We start from the raw sequence: 26,127 nt of genomic DNA, 5'->3' as shown, positions 1-26,127 counted from the left end.
ACGGGCCTTCGCCTCCGCTCAGTCCCTACTCAGGACGAACGGGGAAGACGGAACGGCACAAATGCCCCAATCCCCAACCGTTCGTCCTGAGTGGCCGCTGAGCTCGTCGAAGCGGCGTATCGAAGGACCCGCCGCTTGGGGCACTGTCCTTCGATACGGGCCTTCGCCTCCGCTCAGTCCCTACTCAGGACGAACGGGGGGAGATGGGACGGCACAAATGCCCCAACCCCCGCCCGTTCGTCCTGAGTAGCCGCTGAGCTCGTCGAAGCGGCGTATCGAAGGACACGCCCGCTTGGGGCAATGTCCTTAGATACGGGCCTTCGCCTCCGCTCAGTCCCTGCTCAGGACGAACGGGGGGGGGGAGACGGGACGGCACCCATCCCCAAACCCCAACCGTTCGTCCTGAGTAGCCGCTGAGCCCGTCGAAGCGGCGTATCGAAGGACCCGCCCGCTTGGGGTAACATCCTTCGATACGGGCCTTCGCCTTCGCTCAGTCCCTACTCAGGACGAACGGGGGAGAAGACGGAGCGGCACCCATGCCCCAATCCCCGCCCGTTCGTCCTGAGTAGCCGCTGAGCCCGTCGAAGCGGCGTATCGAAGGACCGGTCCGCTTGGGGCAATGTCCTTCGATACGGGCCTTCGCCTCCGCTCAGTCCCTACTCAGGACAAACGGGGTTATAGCAGCCAAACTCACGCCAGCATGCGCACCTTGGGCTCGCGATCGTAGAAGCGATGCGCCGCCGCCGCAATGAAATCGCCGCCCAGCCCGGTGACCCCGGCATCGGCCTCGACCCCCGCCTTGTCGAGCAGCGGCTTGGCCGCATCGTTCGCGCCGATCGCCTTGAGGTGACCGAACGCATCCATCGCGAACTGCACCGCCGCGGCTTCCTTGAGCAGCATCGCGGTGCCTTGCGCCGACAGCACCAGCGCCACCGCGTCGAACAATTGCGAGGGCATGCCCGCGAGCTGGCCATCGGCCTTGCGCTTCGACCCGTCGGCGAGCGTCGCGCCGCCGACCTTGGGCGCGATCAGCACCGCCTTGGCACCCTCGGCCTCGATCGCGGCGACCAGCGCATCGATCTCGGCCCCGTCGCTGCCATCGGCGATCAGGATGCCGACTGCACGACCCTTGAGCATCGGCTTCATGTTCTTGTGGATCGACAAGGCGTCCGAAGGCTTCATGTCGACCGGCTCGCGCGCGGCCTGTGCCTTGGCGGGCAAGTCGATGCCGAGGCCATCGGCGACGCGCTGTGCCAGCGCCTCATCGACGTTGCGCAGATTGGCCACCATCCGCGGACGGATCGCCTCCAACCCGACCTTCGACAGCTCGAACACGAAGGACGAGGCGATATGCGCCTGCTCATGCGCGTCCTGCGATTTCCAGAACAACCGCGCCTGGCTGTAATGATCGGCGAACAGATCGGCGCGGATGCGCAGCTTCTCGCCCTGCTCGTCGTCGCCGGTGATCGCGTTGGTCGTCGCGAAGCCACGCGTCGGGCTCTCGCGCGGGCCGCCATCCTCGCCAAACTCGGCCAAGCTGTTGGGCTCGTAGTTCGCGCGGCCCTTGGGCACTTGCGTCTGCATCTTGCCGTCGCGCTGGAAATTGCCGAACGGGCAGCGCGGCGCGTTGATCGGAATCTGATGGAAGTTGGTGGTTCCAAGCCGCGAATTCTGCGTGTCGAGATAGCTGAACAGCCGCCCCTGCAGCAGCGGATCGTTCGAGAAATCGATACCCGGCACGATGTTGGTCGGCAAAAACGCGACCTGCTCGGTCTCGGCGAAGAAATTGTCGACGTTGCGGTTGAGCGTCAGCTTGCCGATGATCCGGACGGGAACGTCCTCCTCGGGGATCAGCTTGGTCGCGTCGAGCACGTCATAGGGCTGCGCGCGGGCAAAGGCTTCGTCGAACACCTGGATGCCGAGTTCCCATTCGGGGAAGCTGCCGGTGTCGATCGCTTCCCACAGGTCGCGGCGCTGATAGTCGTTATCGGCGGCCTGGAGCTTGAGCGCTTCGTCCCAAATCGTCGATTGCAGGCCGAGCACTGGCTTCCAATGGAACTTCACGAAGCTCGACTTACCCTCGGCATTGACCAGCTGGAAGGTGTGGACGGCGAACCCCTCCATCGTGCGGAAGCTGCGCGGCAGCGTCCGGTCGGACATCGCCCACATCAGCATATGCGTCGATTCGGGCATCAGGCTGGCCCAATCCCAGAAGGTATCGTGCGCGCTGCCCGCCTGCGGATAGGCGCGATCTGCCTCCATCTTCACCGCGTGGACGAGGTCGGGGAACTTGATCGCGTCCTGGATGAAGAAGACCGGGATGTTGTTGCCAACCAGATCCCAATTGCCTTCCTTGGTGTAGAATTTGACTGCGAAACCGCGCACGTCGCGCGGGGTGTCGACCGATCCGGCGCCACCCGCGACGGTCGAGAAGCGCACGAACACTTCGGTCTGCTCGCCCTTGGCGAACACCGCAGCGCGCGACAGGTCGGAGATGTCGGCGGTCGCTTCGAACACGCCGTGCGCGCCCGAGCCGCGGGCATGGACGATCCGCTCGGGGATACGCTCGTGATCGAAGTGGAAGATCTTCTCGCGCAGCACGAAGTCTTCGAGCAGCGTGGGGCCGCGCTTGCCCGATTTCAGGCTGTTCTGGTTGTCGCTGATCGGCATGCCGTGATTGGTCGTCAGCACCGGCGTATCGCCCGCCGCCTGCTGATGCGTTTCGCCGCCGTTGCCGTGGACGATCTTGGTATCGCTCATAAATTCGCTTTCCTCGTTCGTGTGATAAACGCACGAACCGGCAAAAGCGGCGCAGTCAGCAGGATTAAAATCGACAGCGCCGGCGAGCGGCCGGCGATCGGCTCAGTCGGGCTCGACCGCGAGCAATATCTCGCCGCCATATTTGGCATCGCCCGGCTGGAACAACTCGCTGACGTAGAAGCGCTCGTTCGTGCGCTGGAGATTGCCCAGGCCGATTAGCTTGAACGTCCCCAGCTTCACCTCGCGCGGGGGGGCGTCGTTGAGTCGCAGCGTCACCGCATCGACGAACATGTCGCCATGGCGGGTCCACATCGCGTGCGGCGCCAGGATGATCTCGGTGCGGTTATAGGTCGCCGATACGCACGTTTTGCGCACGATCGCTTCGAAGATCGTGGGCGCGGGGCCGGCAGGTGCTGCGACTTCGTCGTCTGCGGGAAGCTTCATGGCATCCATGCTATACCTTCATGCTGCATCGCAGCAAGAACCAAAACGGGCAGGCGTGGTTCCGCATAGCATAATCGCGCGTTGATCGGCGGCAGCTTTTGCACAGGAGACGATCGATGAGCGACCAACAGCGCGAAAAACCCGACGGGCAAGCCAACAACAACACGCCCGCGCCGATCGACGAGCCCGGCAACCAGGCACCCGCCCCCGGCACCCCCGACGACGATCAGCCGGGCGGCGATATCGAAGGCCAGCCCGACTACGGCGGCAACTGAACGAGCGTGCGGCGCCGGGTGCGCTGGCGCACCACCGCGGAACGCCCGGTGCCGCGACCCGTTGGCGCGGTTCGACCTTCAGGAGAACGACCATGCCCTATGTCAAAACCCGCGACGGCACCGATCTGTACGTCAAGGATTGGGGCAGCGGGCGGCCCGTCGTGCTGATCCATGGTTGGCCGCTGTCGGCGGACAGCTGGGACCCGCAAGCGATGGCGCTCGCCGAGGCGGGGCACCGCGTGATCGCCTATGATCGCCGCGGCTTCGGCCGGTCGAGCCAGCCATGGAGCGGCTATGATTACGACACGCTCTCGGACGATCTTGCCGATGTGATGGCGGCGGCGGGCGTCACCGATGGCGCGGCGATCATCGGCTTCTCGATGGGCGGCGGCGAGGTCGCGCGCTACATGTCGCGGCATGGCGGCAAGGGCGTGGCGATGACCGGGCTGATCGGATCGGTGGTTCCCGGGATGCTCAAGACCGAGGCGAACCCGCACGGCGTTCCGCCTGAGGAACTCGACAAGATCGGCGCGCAGATCGCGACCGACCGGGCCAAATTCTTCGGCTCGTTCCTGCGCGATTTCTATGGCGTCGGGCTGATGTCGCATCCCGTGAGCGAGGAAACGGTGAACGCGTCGTGGAACGTCGCGATGCAGGCCAGCCTCAAAGCGACGCTCGAATGCGCGAAGTCGTTCGGCACCACCGATTTCGTCCCCGACCTTGCCGCCTTCACCGTGCCCACGCTGGTGGTCCACGGCACAGCCGACGCAACGGTGCCGATCGGCGCGACCGCGCACCGGGTGAAGGAGCATGTCCCGAGCGCGCAGCTGGTCGAATATGAGGGCGCACCGCATGGGCTGTTCGCGACGCACGGCAACCGCCTCACCAAGGATCTGCTGACCTTCCTCGGCGGCTGACGGCCCGCCTCAAGTGGCGGCGGGGAAAGGCGGTTTGCCAAGCCAGCCTTTACCCTGCCCCACAAACCCTCGTTGCGCATCGCGCGCCGTGCGGCCTAAGCCCTCGCGCATGAGCGCGCCGCATCCCTTCACCATCCATAATTTCCGCGCCTATTGGCTGGCGCGGTTGTCGAACACGCTGGCGCAGATGGCGATGGTGATCGTCATCGGTTGGCAGGTGTACGACATTGCGCGCCAGACGATGTCGATCCGCGATGCCGCGTTCCAGCTCGGCTGGATCGGCGTCGCGCAGTTCGTGCCGCTGCTGCTGCTGTCGCTGGTCGCGGGCTGGGTCGCCGACCGGGTCGATCGCCGCTGGATCGCGCGCGGCGCGGTCGCGCTCGAGGCGGCGTGCGCGCTGCTGCTCGCATGGCTGACCTATCATGGCGAGATCACCCTGCCCTGGCTGTTCTTCGTCGCGGCATTGCTCGGCGTCGCGCGCGCCTTCGCCGGCCCCGCGCTGCAGGCACTCGCGCCCAACCTCGTGCCGATCGCGGTGCTGCCCGCGGCGATCGCGATGAGTTCGATCGCCTGGCAGGCGGGGTCGGTACTCGGCCCGGCGATGGGCGGCTATCTGTACGCCGCCAACCAGTGGCTGCCCTATGCGGTGTCGGCGGGGCTGTTCGGGCTGGGCTTCGTGATGCTGACGCTCATCAAGCCGGTCGAGCGCAAGCAGATGACGGGCACGCGCAACCCGTGGGCACAGATGGTCGACGGGCTTGCCTATGTCCGGCGCAACCGGCTGGTGCTCGGCGCGATCAGCCTCGACCTGTTCGCGGTGCTGCTCGGCGGCGCGACCGCGATGCTGCCGATCTATGCGCGCGACATCCTGCAGATCGGCGCCGACGGGCTCGGCCATCTGCGCGCCGCGCCCGCCGCGGGTGCGGTGCTGGTCGCGATCTGGTTCGCCTGGAAGCCGCTCACCAACGATGTCGGGGTCAAGATGCTGTGGTCGGTCGCGGCGTTCGGCGCGGCGACCGCGATGTTCGGGCTGTCGGCACCGTTGCTGCTGCCGTACCTCGGCGAATCCGCGATCGGCAGCGATTTCGCGCCCGCGGTACTGGTCGCGCTCGCCTCGCTGTTCGTGGTCGGGGCGACCGACATGGTGTCGGTCTATGTCCGCCAGTCGCTGATCCAACTGCACACCCCCGACGACATGCGCGGGCGTGTTGGTGCGGTGTCGACGCTGTTCGTGTCGGGCTCGAACGAGCTCGGCGAGGCGCGCTCGGGCTTCCTTGCCGCCGCGGTCGGGCCCGTCGTAGCGGTTGTAGGCGGCGGGATTGCCGCCATATTGGTGACCGCATGGTGGGCGCGGCTGTTCCCCGAACTGGGCCGGGCGCGCACCTTCGCGCCGCCCGAAACGCTCGAATTCACCTCGATCAAGGAGACGACGATATGAAGGCGAACACGATCCTCGACACGATCGGCAACACCCCGCACATCCGCGTCGCGCGGTTGTTTCCCGATGCCGAAGTGTGGATCAAGTCTGAGCGGTCGAACCCCGGCGGGTCGATCAAGGATCGGATCGCGGTCGCGATGGTCGAAGCCGCCGAAGCATCGGGCGACCTCAAGCCCGGCGGCACGATCGTCGAGCCGACCAGCGGCAACACCGGCGTCGGGCTGGCGATGGTCGCCGCGGTGAAGGGCTACAAGCTGGTCCTCGTCATGCCCGAGAGCATGTCGATCGAGCGCCGCCGGCTGATGCTGGCGTACGGCGCGACCTTCGACCTCACCCCGCGCGAGAAGGGGATGAAGGGCGCGATCGAGCGCGCGATCGAGCTGGTCGAGCAAACCCCGGGCGCGTGGATGCCGCAGCAGTTCGAAAACCCTGCGAACATCGACGTCCATGTCCGCACCACCGCGCAGGAAATCCTCGCCGATTTCGCCGACACGCCGATCGACGTGATCATCACCGGGGTCGGCACCGGCGGCCACATCACCGCGGTGTCCGAGGTGCTCAAGCAGCATTGGCCCGAGCTGAAGGTCTATGCGGTCGAGCCCGAAGCCTCGCCGGTGATCTCGGGCGGCCAGCCGGGGCCGCATCCGATCCAGGGGATCGGCGCGGGCTTCGTGCCGCGCAACCTCCACACCCAGGCGATCGACGGCGTGATCAAGGTCGCCGCCGACACCGCCAAGGAAATGGCGCGGCGTTCGGCGCGCGAGGAGGGCATGTTGGTCGGCATCTCGTCGGGCGGCACGCTGGCGGCGATCGCGCAGAAGCTGGGCGAACTGCCCGCGGGCAGCCGTGTGCTCGGGTTCAACTACGATACCGGCGAGCGCTATCTGTCGGTTCCCGACTTCCTGCCCGAGTGATGGCGGGGGCGGTTTAGCTACTGCCGACCGCCTACCGTTACCGTCACCCCGGACTTGTTCCGGGGTCCACCGCTCGGCGAGCGACGTCCCCGATTGTTGCTCGGTGGACCCCGGACCGAGTCCGGGGTGACGGGGGGGGGGGCGAGGGTAGCGGCCCCCTCCCCCACTCGCTCGAAACCCGCTAAGATTCGGCGCCCGCCGACCCCCCGCGACAAGGCCCGCATGACGCCAACCCCTCCCCCGACGACGCCCGTCATCCGCGCGATCCTGGCCGTGCTGGCGTTGCTGGCGGTGCTGGTGCCCGCGATCATCGTCGCCACCGCACCGCGCATCGTGCCGGTGGAACGCACGCTCGCGCGCCCTGCCGTCCGGGTGATCCCGCCCGCCGAACTCCCCCCGGTCGAGCCCACCGCGTTCGTCGCGGTCGATCCCGCCGATGCGCGCAGCTTCAACGCGGCGGTGCCCTTCTCGAGCGCCCCAAACCTTCCCGCGCGCGCCTTTCGCATTGCGGGGGCGCCTGACAGCATCGCGCGCGCGACCGACTGCCTGACCGCGGGCGTGCTCTACGAATCGGGCGACGATTCGGTCGGGCAACGCGCGGTGGCACAGGTGATCCTCAACCGCGTCCGCCACCCCGCCTTCCCCAAATCGGTGTGCGGCGTCGTCTTCCAGGGCAGCGAGCGATCGACCGGCTGCCAGTTCACCTTCACCTGCGACGGCGCGCTGGCGCGGCGCTATTCGGACGCCGCCTGGGGGCGCGCGCGCGCGGTCGCGACCGCGGCGCTGCAGGGCCGGGTCGACAAGCGGGTCGGCACCGCAACCCATTATCATACCGACTGGGTGATGCCCTATTGGAGCAGCAGCCTCGACAAGATCAGCGAAGTGAACACCCATTTGTTCTTCCGCTGGACCGGCTGGTGGGGCACGCCACCGGCGTTTCGCGGTCGCTATGCGGGGACCGAGCCGGTGGTGCCCGAACTTGCGGGCATCGCGGCTTCGCACGCGTCCGGCGAAGTTCCCGCCGGCGTCGAGGACGCAACCGTCGCGGCGACGACGATCGCGCTCGGCGACATGCCGGCACCGCTACCGACCGATCCCAACAGCTTCGCGATCACCCTCGATCCGCGCCTCGAGGCCGACGAATATGCCGTCTATGCCAAGCGGCTGTGCGGCGAGCGCAGCTATTGCAAGCTGCTTGGCTGGACCGAGCGTGCCGACACCCCCGCGATCCTTCCCGCCGAACCCGCGATCCTGGCGCGAATGGCGTTCAGCTATTTGCGCGATTCGGCACGCGGCTATGAACGGGCGCTGTGGAACTGCGACCGCTTCGCCCGCCCCGATCGCCGCGACTGCATGAAGCGCCAAGCGCTGCCAGCGCCCAAGCGCGACGCAACACCGGCGGCGGCAGCGGCCACGCCTGCGCCGCCGGTGCCCGACCTTAGCGGCGTCCGTCGGCGCAGCGGCACGCTGGTGCCGGTGCCGGGTCCGTCCACGACCCCGACGGAAGCCCCGGCGAAGCGCTGACCTGGACGCGAGATACGTTCGGGTTTCCCACCCCATACCGTTCGTGCCGAGCTTGTCGAAGCACTGCCCTTTCTTCGCGCCCGGCCGGCAAAAGAAGGACGGTGCTTCGACAGGCTCAGCACGAACGGATAAGTTGGAGCCGTGAGTCTCCTCAGGCCGCCAGGAACATCTCGGGATCCAGCGCCATGATTGCGTCGGCGCCGCCCTCGATCTTGCGGCGGAGCGCACCGGTGTCGGGCATGATCCGTTCGGCATAGAAGCGCGCGGTCACCAGCTTGGCGCCGAGGAACTTCGCATCGCCCTCGCCCGCCGCCAGCAGCGCGTTCGCGGCGCGCACCATCCGCAGCCACATCAAGCCGGTCGCGACGATGCCCATGATGTGCATGTACGAATGCGCACCCGCGCCGACATGGTTGGGGTTCTGCATCCCGTTCGCCATGAACCACATCGTCGATGCCTGCAGGTCGCCCAGCGCCTTTTCGAGCCGCCCCGCGAACTCCGCGGTCGCTTCGTCCTGCGCCTTGGCATCGGCGATCTCGCCCGCCACCAGCTTGAAGAACGCCTGCACCGCGCGGCCGCCCTTCTGCGCCAGCTTGCGGCCGACGAGGTCCATCGCCTGCACGCCGTTGGTGCCTTCGTAGATCATCGCGATCCGCGCATCGCGGACATATTGCTCCATCCCCCATTCGGCGATGTAGCCATGCCCGCCATAGACCTGCTGCGCGCTGGTCGCGATGTCATAGCCCTTGTCGGTGCCGTATCCCTTGATCACCGGGGTCAGCAGCCCGATCAGGTCGTCGGCCATTTCGCGCTCTTCCTCGGTCGCGGCCTTGTGCGCCAGATCGACCTGGAGCGCGCCCCACAGGCACAAGGCGCGAAGCCCTTCGGTCAGCGCCTTGGCCTCCATCAGCATCCGACGGACATCGGGGTGGACGAACAACGTGTCAGCCTTTTCGGCGGGCTCGGCGGCGCCGGTGAGCGCGCGTCCCTGCCGCCGGTCACCCGCATAGGCGACCGCGTTCTGGTACGCAGTCTCGGCGACGCCCAGCCCCTGCAGCCCGACGCCCAGCCGCGCGGCGTTCATCATGATGAACATCGCCGCCAGCCCCTTCATCTCCTCGCCCACCAGCCAGCCGGTCGCGCCGTCATAGTTCATCACGCAGGTCGAATTGGCGTGGATGCCCATCTTGTGCTCGATCGACCCGCAGGTGACCCCGTTGCGGTCGCCCAGCGATCCGTCGTCGTTGACCAGGACCTTGGGCACCACGAACAGGCTGATCCCCTTCGAGCTGTCGGGCGCGCCCGGCGTCTTGGCGAGCACCAAATGGATGATGTTCGAGGTCAGGTCGTGCTCGCCCGACGAAATGAAGATCTTGGTGCCGGTGATCGCATAGCTGCCGTCTCCCTGCGGCTCGGCCTTGGTCTTGATCAGCCCCAGATCGGTGCCGCATTGCGGCTCGGTCAGGTTCATCGTGCCGCCCCATTCGCCCGACACCATCTTGGGAACGTAGAGCTCCTTCTGCGCCTGCGATCCCTTGGCGAGCAATGCGGCGATCGCGCCGTGGGTCAGCCCCGGATACATCGCGAAGGCCATGTTGGCCGAGATCATATATTCCTCGAACGCGGTCGAGACGACGTGCGGCATCGCCTGGCCGCCGAACTCCTCGGGCGCCGCCAGCGTCGCCCAGCCGCTCTCGACAAACTGCTTATACGCTTCCTTGAAACCGTCAGGCGTGGTCACGCTGCCATCGGCGTGGCGGGTGCAGCCCTGCTGGTCGCCCGACAGGTTTACGGGGAACAGCACCTCGGCGACGAACTTGCCGCCCTCTTCGAGCACCGCGTTCACCACGTCGGGGGTGGCATTGGCGAAGCCCGGCAGGTTGGCGTGCTTGTCGAGCTGAACGACGTGATCGAGGATGAAGCGCGTATCGCGCACGGGCGGCGTATATTGCGGCATGGGTCTCTCCGGTCAGTCTTTGGTTCTGGTCAGTTCGGCGCGGCCTGGCCGTCGACGACGGACAGGAAGGCGTTGAGTTCGGCGATCGCTTCGTCGATGTCGTGCTTCTGCGCTTCCAACGTCGCGACGCGCGCGCGGCAGCGCTCGATCGTTACTTGGCGCTGGACTTGGCGGCCGTCGCCGACATCGTACAGGTCGATCATCTCGCGGATCTCGCCCAGGCTGAACCCGACGCGCTTGCCGCGCAGGATCCACGCCAGCCGCGCGCGATCGCGATGCGAATAGATTCGAGACATGCCGCGACGTTCGGGGGCGATCAGCCCCTCATCCTCGTAGAAGCGCAGCGCGCGCGCGGTGACCCCGAACTCGGCGCACAGGTCCGAGATGGTGAAGCATTCGAGGTCCTGGCGCGGCGCGATCGGCGCGAGCGCGGTCATGATGGAAAGCGCATTGGGCATTGTCGGGAAATACCCGACCTTTACGTAAACGTCAACTAGCCGGGTCGCTGTCGCACAAGGGGCGCCCGCGCGGATCGCGCAGCGCGCGTGCCTCGGCCTCGACCCCCGACAGCCGATCGACGGTCAGCGCACCGAGCGAGGCGCGCGAGCGGCACCGGCGCGCACAGGCCTTGGGTACGCGCGGTGGAAACACGATCCGCTCGCCCGCGATCGTCGCGTCGAACGCGCAGCCGTCGCCGAGCTCGACCCGCAAGGTCGAACCCGCGCGAGTCGCGGTGCCGCGCGCCGAGCAATCGACGCCCTGGCCGTAATCGACCGTCGCGCCGATCCGGTAGGCGCCGCCCTCGCCGATCAGGCACAGCCGATCGGTGTCGCGGGCGTACAGGCCCGCGAGGCTGACATCGTCGGGATCGCGCACCAGCCCGCGTTCGATCGCGGCGGTTTCGAGGTCGAGCGGTTCGGCGGGATTGCGGGGGGACTCGCCGGAGCAGGCCGCGAGGATAAGGTGGATCGCGAACCCCAACGAGATCGTCACCCCCCGCCCAACCGTCACCCCGGACTTGGTCCGGGGTCCACCGCGCCCCATCCACCGCCTCCGCGAGGGGCGGCGTGGACCCCGGACCACGTCCGGGGTGACGCGACGGTTAGGCATCGGAAGCCTCACGCCGCCCCCGGCACCTCATCGCCCACCGCCTCGAGCCCCCCGGCGGTCACCCGGCGATAGAAGCAACTCCGCGCGCCGGTATGGCAAGCCGGCCCCGCAGGCTCGACGATCAGCCACACCGCGTCCTGGTCGCAGTCGATGCGGATATCGCGCACGCGCAGCACATGCCCCGAGCTCTCGCCCTTCTTCCAGAGCCGCCCGCGGCTGCGCGACCAGAAGGTCGCCTCGCGGTTGGCGACGGTCGCCGCCAGCGCCTCGGCGTTCATATGCGCGAGCATCAGCACCTCGCCAGTGGCAGCATCGGTGGCGACGGCGGTGATGAGTCCCGCAGCATCATATCGGGGGGCCAGCGTCAGCCCGGTTTCGCGATCGTCCATCGGGCGGGTGTAGTCAGCGATCGAGCGCCCTTCAATCGGTCAGCGCGGCGAACTCTCGCTGGCGGTATCGGGAGCACTAACCCCTGCGCCGATCCCCATGCCGCCTACCGCCATGCCCCCGCCCATCGCCGCACCGCCACCGCCCCTGCCGCCGCCGCCCCTGCCGCCACCGCCACGCTCGCCATCGCCGCCGCCCCTGCCCTTGCCGCCGCCCGACCCCGCCGGGCGGGTCGGCCCCTGCACCGGGATCGACGCCGCGACATCGGCGGGGATCGGCCCCAGCTGCAGCGCGTGGCGGACATAGTCGCGCAGCGACACCACCAGCTCATGGACATGCACGCTGCGCCCCGCGACCAGGTCGCGCGCCGCGCGCTCGGCCAGCCGGACATGCTCGTCGGTGCCAAGCAACAGGATATCGGCCAGCGCCGCCTCTACCGAATCGCGGATCCGGCGCGACCGGTCCGACCCCAGCGCCTCGGCCGACAGGTCGACCGGGGCGACCCCCTCGGCATCGGGCGCCGCCGCACCCGCGCGGCGCAGGTCGCCCAGATGCGCCGGATCGACCGCGAGGTTGCCGGTGAACGACCCGCCGAGCACCTTGTAGGCGGCGATCAGCGTGCGCAGCCGCTCGTTGATCTGGCGGTTCATCCGTTCGCGCCGCTGCTGGATAGTCGTCATCACCACCAGCCGGATGCCGACGCCGATCAGCGTCACCAGCGCCAGCCCGCCGATCGTGGTCAAGATCCCCTGCCACGAACTGAAATCCATGAACCGCAACGCCGCCTCCAACCTGCCACCCGGGCTTCCGCGCCCGCGACTTCAACACGCGTGTTACAAACAGGCGACAAAGTCCGATCGACCCCCTATATGCCCGGCTACCCCACTAACAAAGCACTGGCCGTATGCGAACCACCAATCCGTTCGATGACGACAAGCTGCGCGAGGAATGCGGTGTGTTCGGCGTTTCGGGAACCGACAGCGCCGCGGCGCTGGTCGCGCTCGGGCTCCACGCGCTGCAGCATCGCGGGCAGGAAGCCGCGGGCATTTCGAGCTATGACGGCGTCCAGTTCCACACCCATCGCGCGATGGGGCATGTCGCGGGCAATTTCGACCGCGACGACATCATCCGCCAGCTCCCCGGCACCGTCGCCGCCGGCCATGTCCGCTATTCGACCACGGGCGAGACCGCGCTGCGCAACGTCCAGCCGCTCTACGCCGACCTGGCGAGCGGCGGATTCGCGATCGCGCACAACGGCAACATCTCGAACGCGATGCGGCTCAAGCGCGACCTGGTGCGCCGCGGTTCGATCTTCCAGTCGACCAGCGATACCGAAGTCATCATCCACCTCGTCGCCACGTCGAGCTACCGCTCGCTGCTCGACAAGTTCATCGATGCGCTGCGCCAGGTCGAGGGTGCCTATTCGCTGATCTGCATGACCCCCGAGGGGATGATCGCCTGCCGCGATCCGCTCGGCATCCGCCCGCTGGTGATGGGCCGGCTCGGTGACAGCGTCATCTTCGCGTCGGAAACGGTCGCGCTCGACGTGGTCGGTGCCGAATTCGTCCGCGCGGTCGATCCGGGCGAGCTGGTGATCGTCCAGGGCGACGACATCCGCTCGATTCGCCCCTTCGCGCCGGTCGCGCCGCGCCCGTGCATCTTCGAATATGTCTATTTCTCGCGTCCCGATTCGATCGCCGAGGACCGCTCGATCTATTCGGTGCGCAAGGCGATCGGCGCGCAGCTGGCGATCGAAAATCCGGTCGAGGCCGACCTGATCATCCCGGTGCCCGATTCGGGCACGCCAGCGGCGATCGGCTATGCCCAGCAATCGGGGATTCCGTTCGAGCTCGGCATCATCCGCTCGCATTATGTCGGGCGCACCTTCATCCAGCCGGGCGACAAGGTCCGGCATCTCGGCGTGAAGCTGAAGCACAACGCCAATCGCGCGCTGATCAAGGGCAAGCGCGTGGTGCTGATCGACGATTCGATCGTGCGCGGCACCACCAGTCTCAAGATCGTCGAGATGATGCGCGAGGCGGGCGCCGCCGAGATCCACATGCGGATCGCCTCGCCGCCGACCCGGCATAGCTGCTTCTACGGCGTCGACACCCCCGAGCGCGCCAAGCTGCTCGCGGCGAAGTTCGACGTCAGCGGGATGACCGACTTCATCCACGCCGACAGCCTGGCCTTCGTCTCGATCGACGGGCTCTACAAGGCGCTCGGCGAAGCCCGCCGCGCCGAGATCCGCCCCAAATATTGCGACGCCTGCTTCACCGGCGATTACCCCACGACGCTGACCGACCAGGACGAAAGCTCGCCCGTCGAGCAGTTCTCGATGCTCGAAGAGCGCGTCGGCTAACCCCCCACATGAGGACTGCATGACCGACAAGCCCCTTTCCGGCCGGCTGGCGCTCGTCACCGGTGCCAGCCGCGGCATCGGTGCCGCCACCGCGCTCGCGCTCGCCGATGCCGGTGCGCATGTGGTGCTAACTGCGCGCACCACCGGCGGGCTCGAGGAGATTGAGGACAAAATCTATGCCGCTGGCGGCAACGCGACGATCGCGCCGATGGACCTGACGCAGACCGACAGCGTCGTCCGGCTGGCAGGCGCGATCCACGAACGCTGGCAAAAGCTCGACATCCTGGTGCTCAACGCCGCGATGCTCGGTTCGCTCAGCGCGGTCCCGGCGATCGACATGAAGGAATGGTCGAAGGTCTTCACGCTGAACGTCACCGCGCAGGCAGCCCTGCTCGCCTCGTTCGACGGCCTGCTGCGTGCATCGGAGGGTGCGCGCATCATCGGGCTGACCTCGAGCGTCGGTCGCGTCCCGCGCGCCTATTGGGGCGCCTATGGCGCGTCGAAGGCGGCGTTCGAGACGCTGCTCGCCAGCTATGGCGAGGAAGTGCGCAACATCACCCAGGTCCGCACCGCGATCCTCGATCCCGGCGCGACCCGCACCAAGATGCGCGAACGCGCCTATCCGGGTGAGGATCCTGCGAGCGTGAAGCCCCCCGAAACGGTGGCGGCGCGCATCCTGCAGCTGGCGATCGACGGGTTCGAGACCAACCATGTCGAGCGGGTCGGCTAGCGCCGATGCTCGACGGGCGGGGCCGCACCCAGTCGGCCCCGCAACCGCCAGATCGTGCTTTATTGGACCTGCTTGACCGCCGATAGCGCGCGTTCGCGTGCCTCGCGATGGCCGATGATCTTGGCCGGATAGTCCTTCGGGCGGCAGCCATATTCGTCGGGGTCGTGGATCGCGGGGCCGCGGATATGCGCCAGTTCGGGCACCCACTGCCGGATATAGTCGCCGGCATCGAACTTCTCGGACTGGACGAGCGGCGCCATAATCCGCCCGAACATGTTCGAATCGACCCCGGTACCCGCCACCCATTGCCAATTGACCGCGTTGTTGCCGTAATCGGCATCGACCAGCGTGTCCCAGAACCAGCGCTCGCCCTCGCGCCAGTCGATCAGCAGATGCTTGATCAGGAAGCTGGCGGTGATCATCCGCACGCGATTATGCATCCAGCCGGTCGCCCAGAGCTGGCGCATCCCGGCATCGACGATCGGATAGCCCGTCCGCCCGCGCTGCCATGCGCGCAGGTCCGCAGGCGCGCTACGCCAGGGCATGTCATCGAACTTGGGCCGGCCGTTCGCCTTGCCGTAATCGGGTCGCTCTAGGATTACCCCGCTGGTGAAATCGCGCCAGGCCAGTTCCTTGCGAAAGGTCATGGCCTCGGCCCCGCCGCCCGCCAGGTGCCAGGCGTCGCGCGGCGAAATCTCGCCGAAGTGGAGATGCGGCGACAAGCGCGAGCTGCCTTCGACCGACGGCAGGTTGCGCGCTTCGTCATAGGCTTCGACATGCGCGGCGAAGCGCTTGGCCGCCGCGCGCGCGGCATCCTCACCCGGAGTCCAGTCGGCGAAGCCCGTCGACCAGTCGGGACCGGTCGGCAGCAGCTTCCAGTCGGCGAGGCTTTCGCTCTTGGGCCAAACATCGGGCGCCGCGATCTTGCGCGGCATCGGCAGTCCCTCGGCAGGCGGCAATTGCTGCGACAGCGCCTTCCAGAACGACGAATAGATTTTGAACAACCCGCCCGATCCGGTGGTCACATCCTCGATCCGCGCGAGATGATTGCCGTCGTACAGGCACAGCCGGTCGCCCAGCTGCTGCTCGGCCTTGACCCACCAGGGTTCGTAATGATGGATCGCATGGATGCGCTCGGCGCCGGTTTCGTCGAGCAACTTGCCGAGCTCGGCCACCGCGTCGCCGCGCCGCAGGATCAGCCGCGATCCCTTGTCGGCTAGCGCCTTGCCGAAGGTATCGAGCGCGTGGTGCAACCACCAACGCTGCGCTCCGCCCATCCGCCATTGGCCCGGCGCGTCGTCGTCGAGGATGTAGACGGGGATGACCGCGCCTTCATGCGCGGCGGCGACGAGGGCGGGCTGGTCGTGGAGGCGAAGGTCTTGGCGGAGCCAGAGGAGCGATGTCACTTCTGCTCCCCTCCCCCTTGCCGGAGGGGTCGGGGGTGGGACTTTTCGACGTCTCTCATCGCTTCGTCATGCCCACCCCTAGCCCCTCCCGCAAGCGGCAGGGGGACGCGTCCCTGAGTTGGTACGCTCTGCCCAGCGTCAGGATCGACGCCACGTGCCGTGCCGCCACCTCCATCGCATCATGCCCGTATCCGCCCCCCAGCGCGCTTGCGAGCGGCAGCCCGCGCGACGCTGCCAGCCCGGCGATCCACGCTTCGCGCCGCGCCAGCCCGTCATGCGTCAGCGCTAGCCGCCCCAGCCGGTCGCCCTCGAAGGGGTCGACCCCCGCCTGGTACAGGATCAGGTCGGGCGCGAACCAGTCGAGCAGTGGGACCAAGGTCTCCGCGAGCGTCTCGAGATACGCGTCGTCGCCCACGCCATCGGCCAGCGGCACGTCGAGCGTCGAACGCGCCTTGCGCACCGGGAAGTTCTTTTCGGCATGGATCGAATAGGTCGCGATGTCGGTGCGTCCCGCGGTGAGCGCGGCGGTGCCGTCGCCCTGGTGGACGTCGCAATCGACGATCAGCACGCGGTTCGCGCGGCGCTCCTCGATCAGCCGGTTCGCCGCCACCGCCAGGTCGTTGAACACGCAGAACCCCGCCCCGGTCTCGCTCAGCGCGTGATGGCTGCCACCCGCGGTGTTGGCGGCGAAGCCACGCTCGATCGCCAACCGCGCCGCCAGATAGGTGCCCCCCGGCACCGCCTGCGCGCGCGTCGCCACCACCGGCGTCACCGCAAAGCCGATCCGGCGCTCCTTGCTAGCGGGCACCCTCGCGCCAAGCACTTCGGCGACATAATCGGGATCGTGCACCGCATCGAGCCACGCGCGCGGCATCGGCTCGGGCAGATGCCAGTCGATCGCCGCGCCGCTTCGGGCCAGCAGGTCACGCACCAGCCCGTTCTTGTTCCATTGATAGGCGCTGCGCGTGGGCGCGGGCGCGACATAGTCGGGGTGGTGGACAATCGCGATCACACCTCGGTAGGTAGGGCGCGGCAGCGCTGCGCCCAATACCGCCCGGGTGCCGCACCCGCCGCCGCGCGATACGCCCCCGAACGAACGGACATCGAATGACCCAGCACGCCGATCTGCCCTATCGCCCTTGCGCCGGGGTGATGCTGCTCAACCGCCACGGGCTGGTGTTCGTCGGCCAACGGCTCGATTCCACCGCCGAGGCCTGGCAGATGCCGCAGGGCGGGATCGACCCCGGCGAGGACGCGCTCGACGCCGCGATCCGCGAGCTCGGCGAGGAAACCGGCGTCGTCCCCGATCTCGTCGAACTCCTCGCGCGCGGTGGCGAGGAGCTGCGCTACGACCTGCCCGACGAGCTGATCGGCAAATTGTGGAAGGGCAAATGGCGCGGCCAGCGCCAGCATTGGTTCCTGTTCCGCTTCCTGGGCGAGGATCACGACATCGACATCCGCACGCACGAGCCCGAATTCCGCACCTGGCGCTGGGTCGAGCCCGCCGAGCTTCCCGCGCTGATCGTGCCCTTCAAGCGCGAGCTGTACGGCCAGATCCTCGAAATGTTCGCCGAACCGCTCGGCTTGCGCGACGAACCGGCGAACTGAGGGGTCGGCCATGCCGTACGGTCTTTTCGCCGCCGCATTCGTCTGACAAAGCCAGCAGCGTGTCCCAAGGCCTTCCCCTCATCGCGATCGCATTGCTCGTCAGCCCCGACGATCCGGTGCTCAAGGCGCCCGGCGACCAGATCCCCGTCGAGGTGAAGGCGATGCTCGACGCGGCGATCGCCTCGGGCAACGAGGGCGAGGTCAACACGCTCGTCAAATATGTCCAGCAGGTGAAGATGCCCTCGTCCGATCGCGTCGCGCGGCTCGCGCAGGCGTGGAAGAACGATCGCGCCGCCAGCGCGCAAAAGCGGATGCAGGAGGCCGATTTCCTGACCTTGGTGAAGGGCCGGGTCGAACTCGGCGGCTTCACCACCAGCGGCAACACCAGCAACTCGGGCGTGACCGGCCGGGTGGAAGTGAAGCGCGAGGGGCTGAACTGGCGTCACAAGCTGCTGCTGCAGGCCGATTATCAGGAGAGCTTCGGGCTCACCAGCCGCGAGCGCTACGTCGCGTCGTACGAGCCCAACTACAAGGTCGACGACCGGCTCTACGTCTATGGCGCCACACAATATGAGAGCGATCGGTTCCTGGGCTATATCAACCGCTATTCGGCATCGAGCGGTGCGGGCTACAGCGCGATCCGCCGCACCGGGATGCGGCTCGATCTCGAGCTCGGCCCCGCCTATCGCTACACCGACTATACCGACGACACGAGCGAGAGCAATGTGGCGGCGCGCGGATCGCTGGCGTTCGAATGGAAGGTGTCGCCGCGCATCGAGCTGCGCCAGAACGCATCGGCCTATCTGCAGAGCGCGAACAGCACGATCTCGAGCAACACCGCGCTCAACGCCAAGGTGCTCGGGCCGCTGTCGGCGCAGCTTTCGTACATCGTGCAATATGAAAGCATGCCGCCGGTAGGCCGCGTCGACACCGACACCACCAGCCGGGCCTCGCTGGTGTACGAGTTCTAGGGATCGGTAAGCGGACATCTGCCTTCCGTTCGTTTCGAGCGAAGTCGAGAAACCACCCCACCCGAACACCCGGTTTCTCGACTGCGCTCGAAACGAACGGCAGTGGGGTGACGCCACCCTGCCCCCGCGCTACCACCCACGTCGATGAACACGCTTTCCCCCGTCGAGCGCGCCGCGGTCGATCACGTCCATACCGAGCCGATGCGCGAACAGGTCGAGCGCTGGGTCGCGATAAACTCGGGTACGCGCAACCTTGCCGGCGTTGCCGCGATGGGCGCGGTGCTTGCCGATGCCTTTGCCGCGTTGCCCGGCGACCTCGCGATGGTAGACGCCGCGCCGGTCGAACAGGTCGATCCTTCGGGTGCCGTCGCGGCGCTTGACCACGCCCCCCACCTTCACCTGATCGTCCGCCCTGAAGCGCCGGTGCAGATGCTCTTCACCGGACATATGGACACCGTCTATCCGGTCGATCACCCGTTCCAGACGATGCGCGTGTTGCCCGACGGCGCGTGGAACGGCCCCGGCGCCGCCGACATGAAGGGTGGGCTCGCGGTGATGCTGGCAGCGCTCAAGGCGGTCGAGGCGAGCGCGCTCGCGCCGCGGATCGGCTATGAAGTCGTCATCGGATCGGACGAGGAAACCGGCTCCTTCTCCTCCGCTGCGCTGCTGGCCAAGGCGGCGCGGGGCAAGGTCGCGGCGCTCACCTACGAGCCCGCGCTCGCCGACGGCACGCTGGCGGGCGCGCGCGGCGGCACGGGCAATTTCTCGCTGATCGTCACCGGCCGCTCGGCGCATGCCGGGCGCAACCCAGACGACGGCCGCAACGCTGTCCTTGCCGCCGCCGACCTCGCGCTGCGCCTGGTCCGCGCGCGTCGCGCCGGGCTGTCGGTGAACCCCGCACGGATCGAGGGCGGCGGGCCGAACAACGTCGTCCCCGATCATGCGATCCTGCGCGTCAACTTCCGCCCAGCCGATGCTGCCGCGATCGCCGACGCGCAAAAGGCGCTCGACGTCGCGATCGCCGAAGTCGCGCTCGAACACGATGTCCGCATCGCGCTCCACGGCAGCTTCAATCGCCCGCCCAAGCCGATCGACCCGGCCGCCGAAGCGCTGTTCGGGCTGGTCAAGCAGGCCGGCGCCGATCTCGGCATCCCGATCGCCTGGCGCGCCACCGGCGGGGTATGCGACGGCAACAACATCGCGGCATGCGGTGTGCCGGTGGTCGACACGATGGGGGTGCGCGGCGGCGCGATCCATTCGCCCGACGAGTTCATGCTGCCCGAAAGCCTGGCCGAACGCGCCGCGCTCTCGGCGGTCACCATCCTTCGAATCGCCGAGCGAGGCCGGCCATGAGCTTCCGCATCCGCGCCGCGCGCGACAGCGACCTGCAGCCGCTCTACGAGATGGCGAAGCTGACCGGCGGCGGCTTCACCAACCTGCCGCCCGACAAGCCCGCGCTCAAGGCCAAGCTGGATCGCAGCCACGCCGCCTTTGCGCGCGAGGACGACGAATTACGCGACGACCTGTTCGTGCTGGTGCTCGAAAACGTCGAGACCGGCGACGTGCGCGGCACCTGCCAGATCTTCACCAAGGTGGGTGAGCATTGGCCCTTCTACAGCTATCGCCTCGGCACGATCAGCAAGCACAGCCAGGAGCTCAACCGCACCTTCCGCTCGGAAACGCTGAGCCTGGTCAACGACCTAGAAGGCGCGAGCGAGGTCGGCGGGTTGTTCCTCCACCCCGGCGAGCGCGCCGGCGGCCTCGGTATGCTGCTCGCGCGGAGCCGCTATCTGTTCATCGCCGCGCACCGCGCGCGCTTCGCCGATCGGACGCTTGCCGAGCTTCGCGGGATCATCGACGAAGCCGGCGGGTCGCCCTTCTGGGACGGGGTGGCGGGGCGCTTCTTCGGCATGAGCTTCCAGCAGGCCGACGAGTTCAACGCGACGCACGGCAACCAGTTCATCGCCGACCTGATGCCCAAGCATCCCATCTACATCGCGATGCTGAGCGAAAGCGCGCGCGCGACGATCGGGCTGCCACACCCCAAGGGGCGTGCGGCGATGCGGATGCTCGAAAATGAAGGCTTCCAGTATGAAGGCTATGTCGACATTTTCGACGGTGGCCCGACGATGACCGCCAAGACCGACCAGATCCGCAGCGTCCGCGACGCGGTCGCGACGACGGTCGGCGGGATCGCCGACGATGGCGACCAGGCGCTGATCGCGACCGGCCAGCTAGCGGGCTTCCGCGCCGCCTATGGCCGGGTAGCACGCGACCGCGATGCCACGCTGATCGATGCCGAGGCGGCTCAAGCCTTGGGGATCGGTACCGGCGACCCCATTCGATATGTAGCGCGATAGGAACGCCGATGCTGCGCGAGATCAATTTCGACGGGATCATCGGCCCGAGCCATAATTATGCGGGCCTAAGCCACGGCAACCTCGCGGCAACGCGCAATGCGGGCGGCACCTCGGCGCCGAGGGCGGCGGCGCTGCAGGGGCTGGCCAAGATGCGCGCGAACCTCGCGCTGGGCCTGGTGCAGGGCATCCTGCTGCCGCACCGCCGGCCCGACCATGGCTGGCTGGCGACGCTCGCAACCGACTATGCTTCGGCCCCCGCGCATCTGCAGGCGCAGGCGCTGTCGGCTTCGGCGATGTGGGCGGCGAATGCGGCCACGGTCTCGCCCGCGCCCGACACCGCCGATGGCCGCTGCCACCTGACCGTCGCCAATCTGGTGACGATGCCGCATCGCAGCCACGAATGGCCGCAGACGCTGGCGCAGCTACGCCTCGCCTTCGCGGACCCGGCGTTCATGGTGCACGGCCCGATCCCGGCGCCGTTCGGCGACGAGGGCGCCGCCAACCATATGCGCCTCGCCCCCGCGCACGACGCCCCCGGCGTCGAAGTCTTCGTCTATGGCGAGCGCGGCGGCCCCTTCCCCGCGCGCCAGCATCGCCAGGCGAGCACCAGCATCGCCGGCCATCACCGGCTGTCGCCCGGCGCGACGATCTTCGCGCAGCAATCCGAAGCCGCGATCGCAGCGGGGGCGTTCCATAACGATGTCGTCGCGGTCGCCAACGAGGCCGTCCTCTTCGCGCACGAACAGGCGTTCGAGCATCGCGATCCATTCCATGCCGAGCTTCGCGCCGCGCTGCCCGCGGTCGAGATCGTCGAGGTACCTGCGGCACGTGTAAGCCTGGCCGACGCCATCGCCTCCTATCTGTTCAACGCACAGCTGGTGACGTTGCCCGGCGGCGGCATGGCGTTGATCCTGCCGACCGAGGCGCGCGACACCCCCGCGGTGTGGGGCTGGCTGCAGGAACTGGTCGCGGGCAACGGGCCGATCCGGCGGCTCGAAGTGGTCGATGTCCGCGAATCGATGGCCAATGGCGGCGGTCCTGCGTGCCTGAGACTGCGGGTGGTCGCCGATCCTGCCACGATCGACCCGCGATTCCTGGTCGACGAGGCGAAGCTCGCCGCGATCGAGGCGGTGGTCGGCGAGCATTGGCCCGAACATATCGCCCCCGATGCGATCGGCGACCCGGCGCTGATCGCGACGATCGAGCGCGGCCACCGCGCGTTGCTCGAAGCGCTCGACCTTGTCGGGTTAATTGACAACTAACCAATGCGCGCGGGCGCTATCCGCGCGTTTCGGCGATCGGCACGGTTCGTGCTAGGGCATGGCCATGTTCCAGCGCATCGCCCGGTTGTTCGTCATCAAGACCAAGTTCGAGGCGTTCCTCGTGATCTATGGCCTCGGCGTCGGCTCGGTCGCGCGCGGGGTCGCATATCTCGAACAATATCCGGGCATCGGCGGCTGGCTGTTGTTCGGCGTGTGCCCGCTGGCGGTGTTCATCGCCGGCGGTGCGATCCTCGACTCGGTCGAACGGCGCTACGACGAATGACGTCGACCGCGCCGTAGCCGGTTTTCTACAAACCCGTTCGTTTCGAGCGCAGTCGAGAAACCTCAGGTCCCGCTGTCGGCGGTTTCTCGACTACGCTCGAAACCAACGGTTCAGGGGTCAACCCTTCAGCCGCTCGGCGTGCCACGCGATGTGGTCGGCCATGAAGGTCTCGATGAAATAATAGCTATGGTCGTACCCGGCCTGCATCCGCAGCGTCAGGTCGATCCCCGCCGCGGCGCAGGCCTCGCGCAACAATTCGGGCTTGAGCTGTTCGACCAGGAACTGGTCGGCGTCACCCTGATCGACCAGCAATGCATCGACCCGCGCGCCATCGGCGATCAGCGCGCACGCGTCATATGCACGCCACGCCGCCTTGTCGGGGCCGAGATAGCCGCCCAGCGCCTTCTCGCCCCAGCCGCAGGCTAGCGGCGAGGCGATCGGCGCGAACGCCGAGATGCTCGCGAACCGACCGGGGTTGCGAAGCCCGATCGTCAGCGCGCCATGCCCGCCCATCGAATGGCCGGTGATCGCCTGCCGCGCCATGTCGGCCATCGGAAACTGCGCCGCGATCAGCCCCGGCAGCTCGTCCTCGACATAGCTGCGCATCCGGAAATTGACCGCCCAGGGCGCCTGCGTCGCATCGACATAGAAGCCCGCGCCCTTGCCGAAATCATAGCCGTCGTCGTCGGGAACCTCGTCGCCGCGCGGCGAGGTATCGGGCGCGACGAAGATGACGCCGTGCTCGGCGCAGGCAGCGCGGAACCCGCCCTTGTCGGTGACATTGGCATGGGTGCAGGTCAGCCCCGACAGATACCAGACCACCGGCAGCTTCGCGCCCTCTGCATGCGGGGGCACATAGACCGAGAAGGTCATGTCGGTGCCCGTCGCCGACGACGCGTGGCGGTACACCCCTTGGGTACCGCCAAACGCGCGGTTGGTGGAAACCGTCTCTATGCTCATGCTGCGGGACGATGCATCGCGCAGACCTTGTTGCCCGCCGGATCGCGCAGATAGGCAAGGTACAATTTGCCGAACGCATTCGAGCGGTAGCCCGGTGCATCCTCGATCGCGGTGCCCCCGGCGGCAACGCCTGCCGCATGCCAGGCGTCGGCGGCCTCGGGCGAAGCAGCCGCGAAGCCCACCGTCCCGCCATTGGCGTGGCAGGCGGGCGCACCGTCGATCGGCTTGGTCAACAGGAACAGCCCTGCAGGATGCATATAGATGACGCGCCCCTTGTCATCGGCGCGGCCGGGCTTGATCCCGAGCGCCCCGAGCGTTGCGTCATAAAACGCCTTCGAGGCATCGATATCGTCGGTGCCGAGCATCACATGGCTGAACATCGTCTTCCCCTCCTTATTGTCGCCCATCCCGGTCCAATCCCGGGGCGGTACGCTGCTTAATACACCACGACGCTGCGGATGCTCTCGCCCGCATGCATCAGGTCGAACCCCTTGTTGATCTCGTCGAGCGTCAGCACGTGCGTGATCATCGGGTCGATCGCGATCTTGCCGTCCATGTACCAGTCGACGATCTTGGGGACGTCGGTGCGCCCGCGCGCGCCGCCGAACGCGGTGCCGCGCCAGTTGCGCCCGGTGACGAGCTGGAACGGCCGCGTGCTGATCTCCTTGCCCGCCTCGGCGACGCCGATGATGATGCTCGTACCCCAGCCACGATGGCACGCCTCGAGCGCCTGGCGCATCACGTCGGTGTTGCCGGTGCAGTCGAAGGTGTAATCAGCCCCGCCGTCGGTGAGCGCCACCAGATGCGCGACGATATCGCCGCCGACGTCCTTGGGGTTCACGAAATGGGTCATGCCGAACTGGCGGCCCCATGCCTCGCGATCGGGATTGATGTCGACGCCGACGATCATCCCCGCCCCTGCCAGCCGCGCGCCCTGCAGCACGTTCAGGCCGATGCCACCCAGGCCGAAGACGATCACGGTGTCGCCGACCTGCACCTTGGCGGTATTCACCACCGCGCCGACGCCGGTGGTCACCCCGCAGCCGATATAGCAGCTGGTCTTGAACGGCGCGTCGTCGCGGATCTTGGCGACCGCGATCTCGGGCAGCACGGTGAAGTTCGAAAAGGTCGAGCAGCCCATATAATGGTAGATCGGCTGGCCCTTGTGGCTGAAGCGCGTCGTGCCGTCGGGCATCAGCCCTTTCCCTTGCGTCGCGCGGATCGCGGTGCAGAGGTTGGTCTTGCCGCTGAGGCACGATTTACACTGGCGGCATTCGGGGGTGTAGAGTGGGATGACGTGGTCGCCCGGCGCGACACTGGTGACCCCCGCGCCCACTTCGCGCACGATGCCGGCGCCCTCATGCCCGAGCACCGAGGGGAAGATGCCCTCCGAATCGAGCCCGTCGAGCGTGTAGGCGTCGGTGTGGCAGATGCCCGTCGCCATGATCTCGACCAGCACTTCGCCCGCCTTGGGGCCTTCCAGATCGAGCTCGACGATCTCCAGCGGCTGCTTCGCTTCGAATGCGACGGCGGCGCGGGTCTTCATTGGCTTTTGCTCCTGGGCGGTGTTGGCGTCGCTTTCCAAGTCGCCACCCTGCCGCCCCGCGTCAACCCCGCGTGCCGCCGGTATTTGACCCGAGGCGCGGCTGGAGTAGGATCACAGCCATGACTACCAAGGCAACCCCCGCGCCCGATACCCAGACCCAGCGCAAGTCGCTGCGCATCCACGGCGTTATCGCGCGCGATCTCGGCATGTCGATCGTCACCGGCCACTATGCACCGGGCGAAGTTTTGAACGGCGAGGTCGCGGCGTCGGGCGACCTTCAGGTATCGCGCACCGCCTATCGCGAAGCGCTGCGTATCCTCGCCGCCAAGGGGCTGGTCGAATCGCGGCCAAAGACCGGCACGCGGGTATCGGCGCGCGCGAAATGGCATTTGCTCGACCCCGATGTGCTGTCGTGGATCTTCGCGGTCGAGCCCGAGGATACGCTGCTCGAAAGCCTGTTCGAGCTTCGGCTGATCGTCGAGCCGCAAGCCGCGGGGCTGGCGGCGACGCGGCGCACCGACGAGCATCTCGCGCAGATGCTGGCGGCGCTCGAGGGGATGACCGAACATACGCTGGCATCGGAAGCCGGGCGGCTGGCCGACCAGCATTTCCACGCGGCGTTGCTCGATGCCTCGGGCAATCCCTTCCTCGCATCGCTCGCCAGCGGGGTCGGTGCGGCGGTCGCGTGGACCACGGTGTTCAAGCAGCGCAACGAACCGCTTCGCCGCGATCCGCTGCCCGAGCATTGGCGGGTGTACGACGCCGTCGCCGCGGGCGATGCCGACGAAGCGCGGCGGGTGATGACCGAGCTGGTCGACATGGCGTTTCTCGACACCACCCGCGCGCTGGTTGCCAAGGACGAGCAACTGCTGCCGTCCGAGGCCTGACCCCGCCCCGACCGGCGGGAACGGGG

The 26,127-nt window shown here is 67.6% G+C and carries 26 protein-coding genes; 14 read left to right on the top strand and 12 right to left on the bottom strand.

From position 1 onward, the window contains the following. Positions 1-690 precede the first annotated feature (690 nt). Together OKW76_RS01230 and OKW76_RS01225 are read right to left on the bottom strand one after the other, a co-directional pair. On the bottom strand, positions 691-2,760 hold the full coding sequence (locus OKW76_RS01230; protein ID WP_265550432.1) for a catalase: 2,070 nt from the start codon (positions 2,758-2,760) through the stop codon (positions 691-693). 102 nt (positions 2,761-2,862) lie between these two features. Next, entirely contained in the window at positions 2,863-3,204 is a 342-nt protein-coding gene (locus OKW76_RS01225; RefSeq protein WP_265550431.1) for a hypothetical protein, read from the bottom strand. Positions 3,205-3,320: 116 nt separating this feature from the next. Here OKW76_RS01225 and OKW76_RS01220 point away from each other — a divergent pair, with 116 nt between their 5' ends. The 5 genes from OKW76_RS01220 (at position 3,321) to OKW76_RS01200 (ending at position 8,272) form a co-directional block, all read left to right on the top strand. Next, positions 3,321-3,479 carry a hypothetical protein gene (locus tag OKW76_RS01220; protein ID WP_265550430.1) on the top strand — a complete coding sequence of 53 codons (159 nt, stop codon included), beginning with the start codon at positions 3,321-3,323 and terminating at the stop codon, positions 3,477-3,479. A gap of 92 nt (positions 3,480-3,571) precedes the next feature. Further along, entirely contained in the window at positions 3,572-4,396 is an 825-nt protein-coding gene (locus OKW76_RS01215) for an alpha/beta fold hydrolase (protein ID WP_265550428.1), read from the top strand. A gap of 109 nt (positions 4,397-4,505) precedes the next feature. After that, the gene (locus OKW76_RS01210) at positions 4,506-5,834 is read left to right on the top strand and encodes an MFS transporter (RefSeq protein WP_265550427.1); all 1,329 of its coding nucleotides are present in this window, start codon (positions 4,506-4,508) and stop codon (positions 5,832-5,834) included. Further along, positions 5,831-6,748 (top strand): cysteine synthase A, encoded by a 918-nt coding sequence (gene cysK / locus OKW76_RS01205; RefSeq protein ID WP_265550425.1) that lies wholly within the window; start codon positions 5,831-5,833, stop codon positions 6,746-6,748. Before OKW76_RS01210 ends, cysK begins: the two co-directional genes overlap by 4 nt. A gap of 222 nt (positions 6,749-6,970) precedes the next feature. Beyond that, positions 6,971-8,272: a cell wall hydrolase gene (locus tag OKW76_RS01200; RefSeq protein WP_265550423.1), complete on the top strand. Its 1,302-nt coding sequence runs from the start codon at positions 6,971-6,973 to the stop codon at positions 8,270-8,272. Positions 8,273-8,423: 151 nt separating this feature from the next. Here OKW76_RS01200 and OKW76_RS01195 read toward each other — a convergent pair whose 3' ends face one another. From OKW76_RS01195 to OKW76_RS01175, 5 genes are all read right to left on the bottom strand, one after another. Then, the gene (locus OKW76_RS01195; protein ID WP_265550421.1) at positions 8,424-10,229 is read right to left on the bottom strand and encodes an acyl-CoA dehydrogenase C-terminal domain-containing protein; all 1,806 of its coding nucleotides are present in this window, start codon (positions 10,227-10,229) and stop codon (positions 8,424-8,426) included. Positions 10,230-10,258: 29 nt separating this feature from the next. Continuing rightward, a complete protein-coding gene (locus OKW76_RS01190; protein WP_265553079.1) occupies positions 10,259-10,666 on the bottom strand; it encodes a MerR family transcriptional regulator in 408 nt (135 codons plus the stop codon). A gap of 52 nt (positions 10,667-10,718) precedes the next feature. Further along, positions 10,719-11,222, bottom strand: a complete 504-nt coding sequence (locus OKW76_RS01185; RefSeq protein WP_265550420.1) for a hypothetical protein — start codon at positions 11,220-11,222, stop codon at positions 10,719-10,721. A 125-nt stretch (positions 11,223-11,347) separates the two neighbouring features. After that, positions 11,348-11,728 carry a phosphoribosyl-AMP cyclohydrolase gene (hisI, locus tag OKW76_RS01180; RefSeq protein WP_265550418.1) on the bottom strand — a complete coding sequence of 127 codons (381 nt, stop codon included), beginning with the start codon at positions 11,726-11,728 and terminating at the stop codon, positions 11,348-11,350. Between the two features lie 39 nt (positions 11,729-11,767). Further along, complete coding sequence (locus OKW76_RS01175; RefSeq protein WP_265550416.1) at positions 11,768-12,496, bottom strand: hypothetical protein; 729 nt, start codon at positions 12,494-12,496, stop codon at positions 11,768-11,770. Between the two features lie 134 nt (positions 12,497-12,630). Here OKW76_RS01175 and purF point away from each other — a divergent pair, with 134 nt between their 5' ends. Together purF and OKW76_RS01165 are read left to right on the top strand one after the other, a co-directional pair. Next, positions 12,631-14,088 carry an amidophosphoribosyltransferase gene (gene purF, locus OKW76_RS01170; RefSeq protein ID WP_256507561.1) on the top strand — a complete coding sequence of 486 codons (1,458 nt, stop codon included), beginning with the start codon at positions 12,631-12,633 and terminating at the stop codon, positions 14,086-14,088. Between the two features lie 19 nt (positions 14,089-14,107). Next, positions 14,108-14,818: an SDR family NAD(P)-dependent oxidoreductase gene (locus tag OKW76_RS01165; RefSeq protein ID WP_265550411.1), complete on the top strand. Its 711-nt coding sequence runs from the start codon at positions 14,108-14,110 to the stop codon at positions 14,816-14,818. 59 nt (positions 14,819-14,877) lie between these two features. Here the strand turns inward: OKW76_RS01165 and OKW76_RS01160 are convergent, their stop codons facing one another. Continuing rightward, the gene (locus OKW76_RS01160) at positions 14,878-16,224 is read right to left on the bottom strand and encodes a cryptochrome/photolyase family protein (protein ID WP_265550409.1); all 1,347 of its coding nucleotides are present in this window, start codon (positions 16,222-16,224) and stop codon (positions 14,878-14,880) included. Between the two features lie 55 nt (positions 16,225-16,279). After that, positions 16,280-17,236: a histone deacetylase gene (locus OKW76_RS01155; protein WP_265550407.1), complete on the bottom strand. Its 957-nt coding sequence runs from the start codon at positions 17,234-17,236 to the stop codon at positions 16,280-16,282. A gap of 95 nt (positions 17,237-17,331) precedes the next feature. Here OKW76_RS01155 and OKW76_RS01150 point away from each other — a divergent pair, with 95 nt between their 5' ends. From OKW76_RS01150 to OKW76_RS01125, 6 genes are all read left to right on the top strand, one after another. Next, positions 17,332-17,832, top strand: a complete 501-nt coding sequence (locus OKW76_RS01150) for an RNA pyrophosphohydrolase (RefSeq protein ID WP_265550405.1) — start codon at positions 17,332-17,334, stop codon at positions 17,830-17,832. A gap of 59 nt (positions 17,833-17,891) precedes the next feature. Further along, on the top strand, positions 17,892-18,803 hold the full coding sequence (locus OKW76_RS01145) for a DUF481 domain-containing protein (protein ID WP_265550403.1): 912 nt from the start codon (positions 17,892-17,894) through the stop codon (positions 18,801-18,803). 144 nt (positions 18,804-18,947) lie between these two features. Further along, positions 18,948-20,156, top strand: coding sequence for a hydrolase (locus OKW76_RS01140; protein ID WP_265550400.1), 1,209 nt, complete (start codon positions 18,948-18,950; stop codon positions 20,154-20,156). Beyond that, positions 20,153-21,163: an arginine N-succinyltransferase gene (locus OKW76_RS01135; RefSeq protein WP_265550398.1), complete on the top strand. Its 1,011-nt coding sequence runs from the start codon at positions 20,153-20,155 to the stop codon at positions 21,161-21,163. The genes OKW76_RS01140 and OKW76_RS01135 overlap by 4 nt, the downstream gene beginning before the upstream one ends. Positions 21,164-21,171: 8 nt before the next feature. Further along, the gene (locus OKW76_RS01130) at positions 21,172-22,425 is read left to right on the top strand and encodes an N-succinylarginine dihydrolase (protein WP_265550396.1); all 1,254 of its coding nucleotides are present in this window, start codon (positions 21,172-21,174) and stop codon (positions 22,423-22,425) included. A gap of 64 nt (positions 22,426-22,489) precedes the next feature. Further along, a complete protein-coding gene (locus OKW76_RS01125) occupies positions 22,490-22,708 on the top strand; it encodes a hypothetical protein (protein ID WP_265550394.1) in 219 nt (72 codons plus the stop codon). A 117-nt stretch (positions 22,709-22,825) separates the two neighbouring features. Here OKW76_RS01125 and fghA read toward each other — a convergent pair whose 3' ends face one another. The 3 genes from fghA to OKW76_RS01110 are packed head-to-tail and all read right to left on the bottom strand — an operon-like array spanning position 22,826 to position 25,214. Then, the gene (fghA, locus tag OKW76_RS01120) at positions 22,826-23,668 is read right to left on the bottom strand and encodes an S-formylglutathione hydrolase (protein WP_322740104.1); all 843 of its coding nucleotides are present in this window, start codon (positions 23,666-23,668) and stop codon (positions 22,826-22,828) included. Continuing rightward, positions 23,665-24,048: a VOC family protein gene (locus tag OKW76_RS01115; protein WP_265553074.1), complete on the bottom strand. Its 384-nt coding sequence runs from the start codon at positions 24,046-24,048 to the stop codon at positions 23,665-23,667. The genes fghA and OKW76_RS01115 overlap by 4 nt, the downstream gene beginning before the upstream one ends. 56 nt (positions 24,049-24,104) lie before the next feature. Next, positions 24,105-25,214: an S-(hydroxymethyl)glutathione dehydrogenase/class III alcohol dehydrogenase gene (locus OKW76_RS01110; protein WP_265550392.1), complete on the bottom strand. Its 1,110-nt coding sequence runs from the start codon at positions 25,212-25,214 to the stop codon at positions 24,105-24,107. Between the two features lie 119 nt (positions 25,215-25,333). Here OKW76_RS01110 and OKW76_RS01105 point away from each other — a divergent pair, with 119 nt between their 5' ends. Beyond that, positions 25,334-26,101: a FadR/GntR family transcriptional regulator gene (locus OKW76_RS01105; RefSeq protein ID WP_265550390.1), complete on the top strand. Its 768-nt coding sequence runs from the start codon at positions 25,334-25,336 to the stop codon at positions 26,099-26,101. Positions 26,102-26,127 lie beyond the last annotated feature (26 nt).

It is taken from the genome of Sphingomonas sp. S1-29 (assembly GCF_026167545.1).
Lineage (GTDB): Bacteria > Pseudomonadota > Alphaproteobacteria > Sphingomonadales > Sphingomonadaceae > Sphingomonas.
Note: the sequence above shows the minus strand (reverse complement) of the source record. Positions and strands in the feature narration are given on the sequence as shown.

Excerpts from the sequence above, each read along its gene's own strand:
- OKW76_RS01190 (WP_265553079.1), bottom strand. The coding sequence starts at position 10,666 with ATGACCGCGCTCGCGCCGATCGCGCCGCGCCAGGACCTCGAATGCTTC.
- OKW76_RS01140 (WP_265550400.1), top strand. The coding sequence starts at position 18,948 with ATGAACACGCTTTCCCCCGTCGAGCGCGCCGCGGTCGATCACGTCCAT.
- OKW76_RS01135 (WP_265550398.1), top strand. The coding sequence starts at position 20,153 with ATGAGCTTCCGCATCCGCGCCGCGCGCGACAGCGACCTGCAGCCGCTC.
- OKW76_RS01210 (WP_265550427.1), top strand. The coding sequence starts at position 4,506 with ATGAGCGCGCCGCATCCCTTCACCATCCATAATTTCCGCGCCTATTGG.
- OKW76_RS01110 (WP_265550392.1), bottom strand. The coding sequence starts at position 25,214 with ATGAAGACCCGCGCCGCCGTCGCATTCGAAGCGAAGCAGCCGCTGGAG.
- OKW76_RS01115 (WP_265553074.1), bottom strand. The coding sequence starts at position 24,048 with ATGTTCAGCCATGTGATGCTCGGCACCGACGATATCGATGCCTCGAAG.
- OKW76_RS01105 (WP_265550390.1), top strand. The coding sequence starts at position 25,334 with ATGACTACCAAGGCAACCCCCGCGCCCGATACCCAGACCCAGCGCAAG.
- OKW76_RS01230 (WP_265550432.1), bottom strand. The coding sequence starts at position 2,760 with ATGAGCGATACCAAGATCGTCCACGGCAACGGCGGCGAAACGCATCAG.
- hisI (WP_265550418.1), bottom strand. The coding sequence starts at position 11,728 with ATGGACGATCGCGAAACCGGGCTGACGCTGGCCCCCCGATATGATGCT.
- OKW76_RS01175 (WP_265550416.1), bottom strand. The coding sequence starts at position 12,496 with ATGGATTTCAGTTCGTGGCAGGGGATCTTGACCACGATCGGCGGGCTG.
- cysK (WP_265550425.1), top strand. The coding sequence starts at position 5,831 with ATGAAGGCGAACACGATCCTCGACACGATCGGCAACACCCCGCACATC.
- OKW76_RS01215 (WP_265550428.1), top strand. The coding sequence starts at position 3,572 with ATGCCCTATGTCAAAACCCGCGACGGCACCGATCTGTACGTCAAGGAT.
- OKW76_RS01125 (WP_265550394.1), top strand. The coding sequence starts at position 22,490 with ATGTTCCAGCGCATCGCCCGGTTGTTCGTCATCAAGACCAAGTTCGAG.
- OKW76_RS01165 (WP_265550411.1), top strand. The coding sequence starts at position 14,108 with ATGACCGACAAGCCCCTTTCCGGCCGGCTGGCGCTCGTCACCGGTGCC.
- OKW76_RS01130 (WP_265550396.1), top strand. The coding sequence starts at position 21,172 with ATGCTGCGCGAGATCAATTTCGACGGGATCATCGGCCCGAGCCATAAT.
- fghA (WP_322740104.1), bottom strand. The coding sequence starts at position 23,668 with ATGAGCATAGAGACGGTTTCCACCAACCGCGCGTTTGGCGGTACCCAA.
- OKW76_RS01225 (WP_265550431.1), bottom strand. The coding sequence starts at position 3,204 with ATGAAGCTTCCCGCAGACGACGAAGTCGCAGCACCTGCCGGCCCCGCG.
- OKW76_RS01220 (WP_265550430.1), top strand. The coding sequence starts at position 3,321 with ATGAGCGACCAACAGCGCGAAAAACCCGACGGGCAAGCCAACAACAAC.
- purF (WP_256507561.1), top strand. The coding sequence starts at position 12,631 with ATGCGAACCACCAATCCGTTCGATGACGACAAGCTGCGCGAGGAATGC.
- OKW76_RS01150 (WP_265550405.1), top strand. The coding sequence starts at position 17,332 with ATGACCCAGCACGCCGATCTGCCCTATCGCCCTTGCGCCGGGGTGATG.
- OKW76_RS01195 (WP_265550421.1), bottom strand. The coding sequence starts at position 10,229 with ATGCCGCAATATACGCCGCCCGTGCGCGATACGCGCTTCATCCTCGAT.
- OKW76_RS01200 (WP_265550423.1), top strand. The coding sequence starts at position 6,971 with ATGACGCCAACCCCTCCCCCGACGACGCCCGTCATCCGCGCGATCCTG.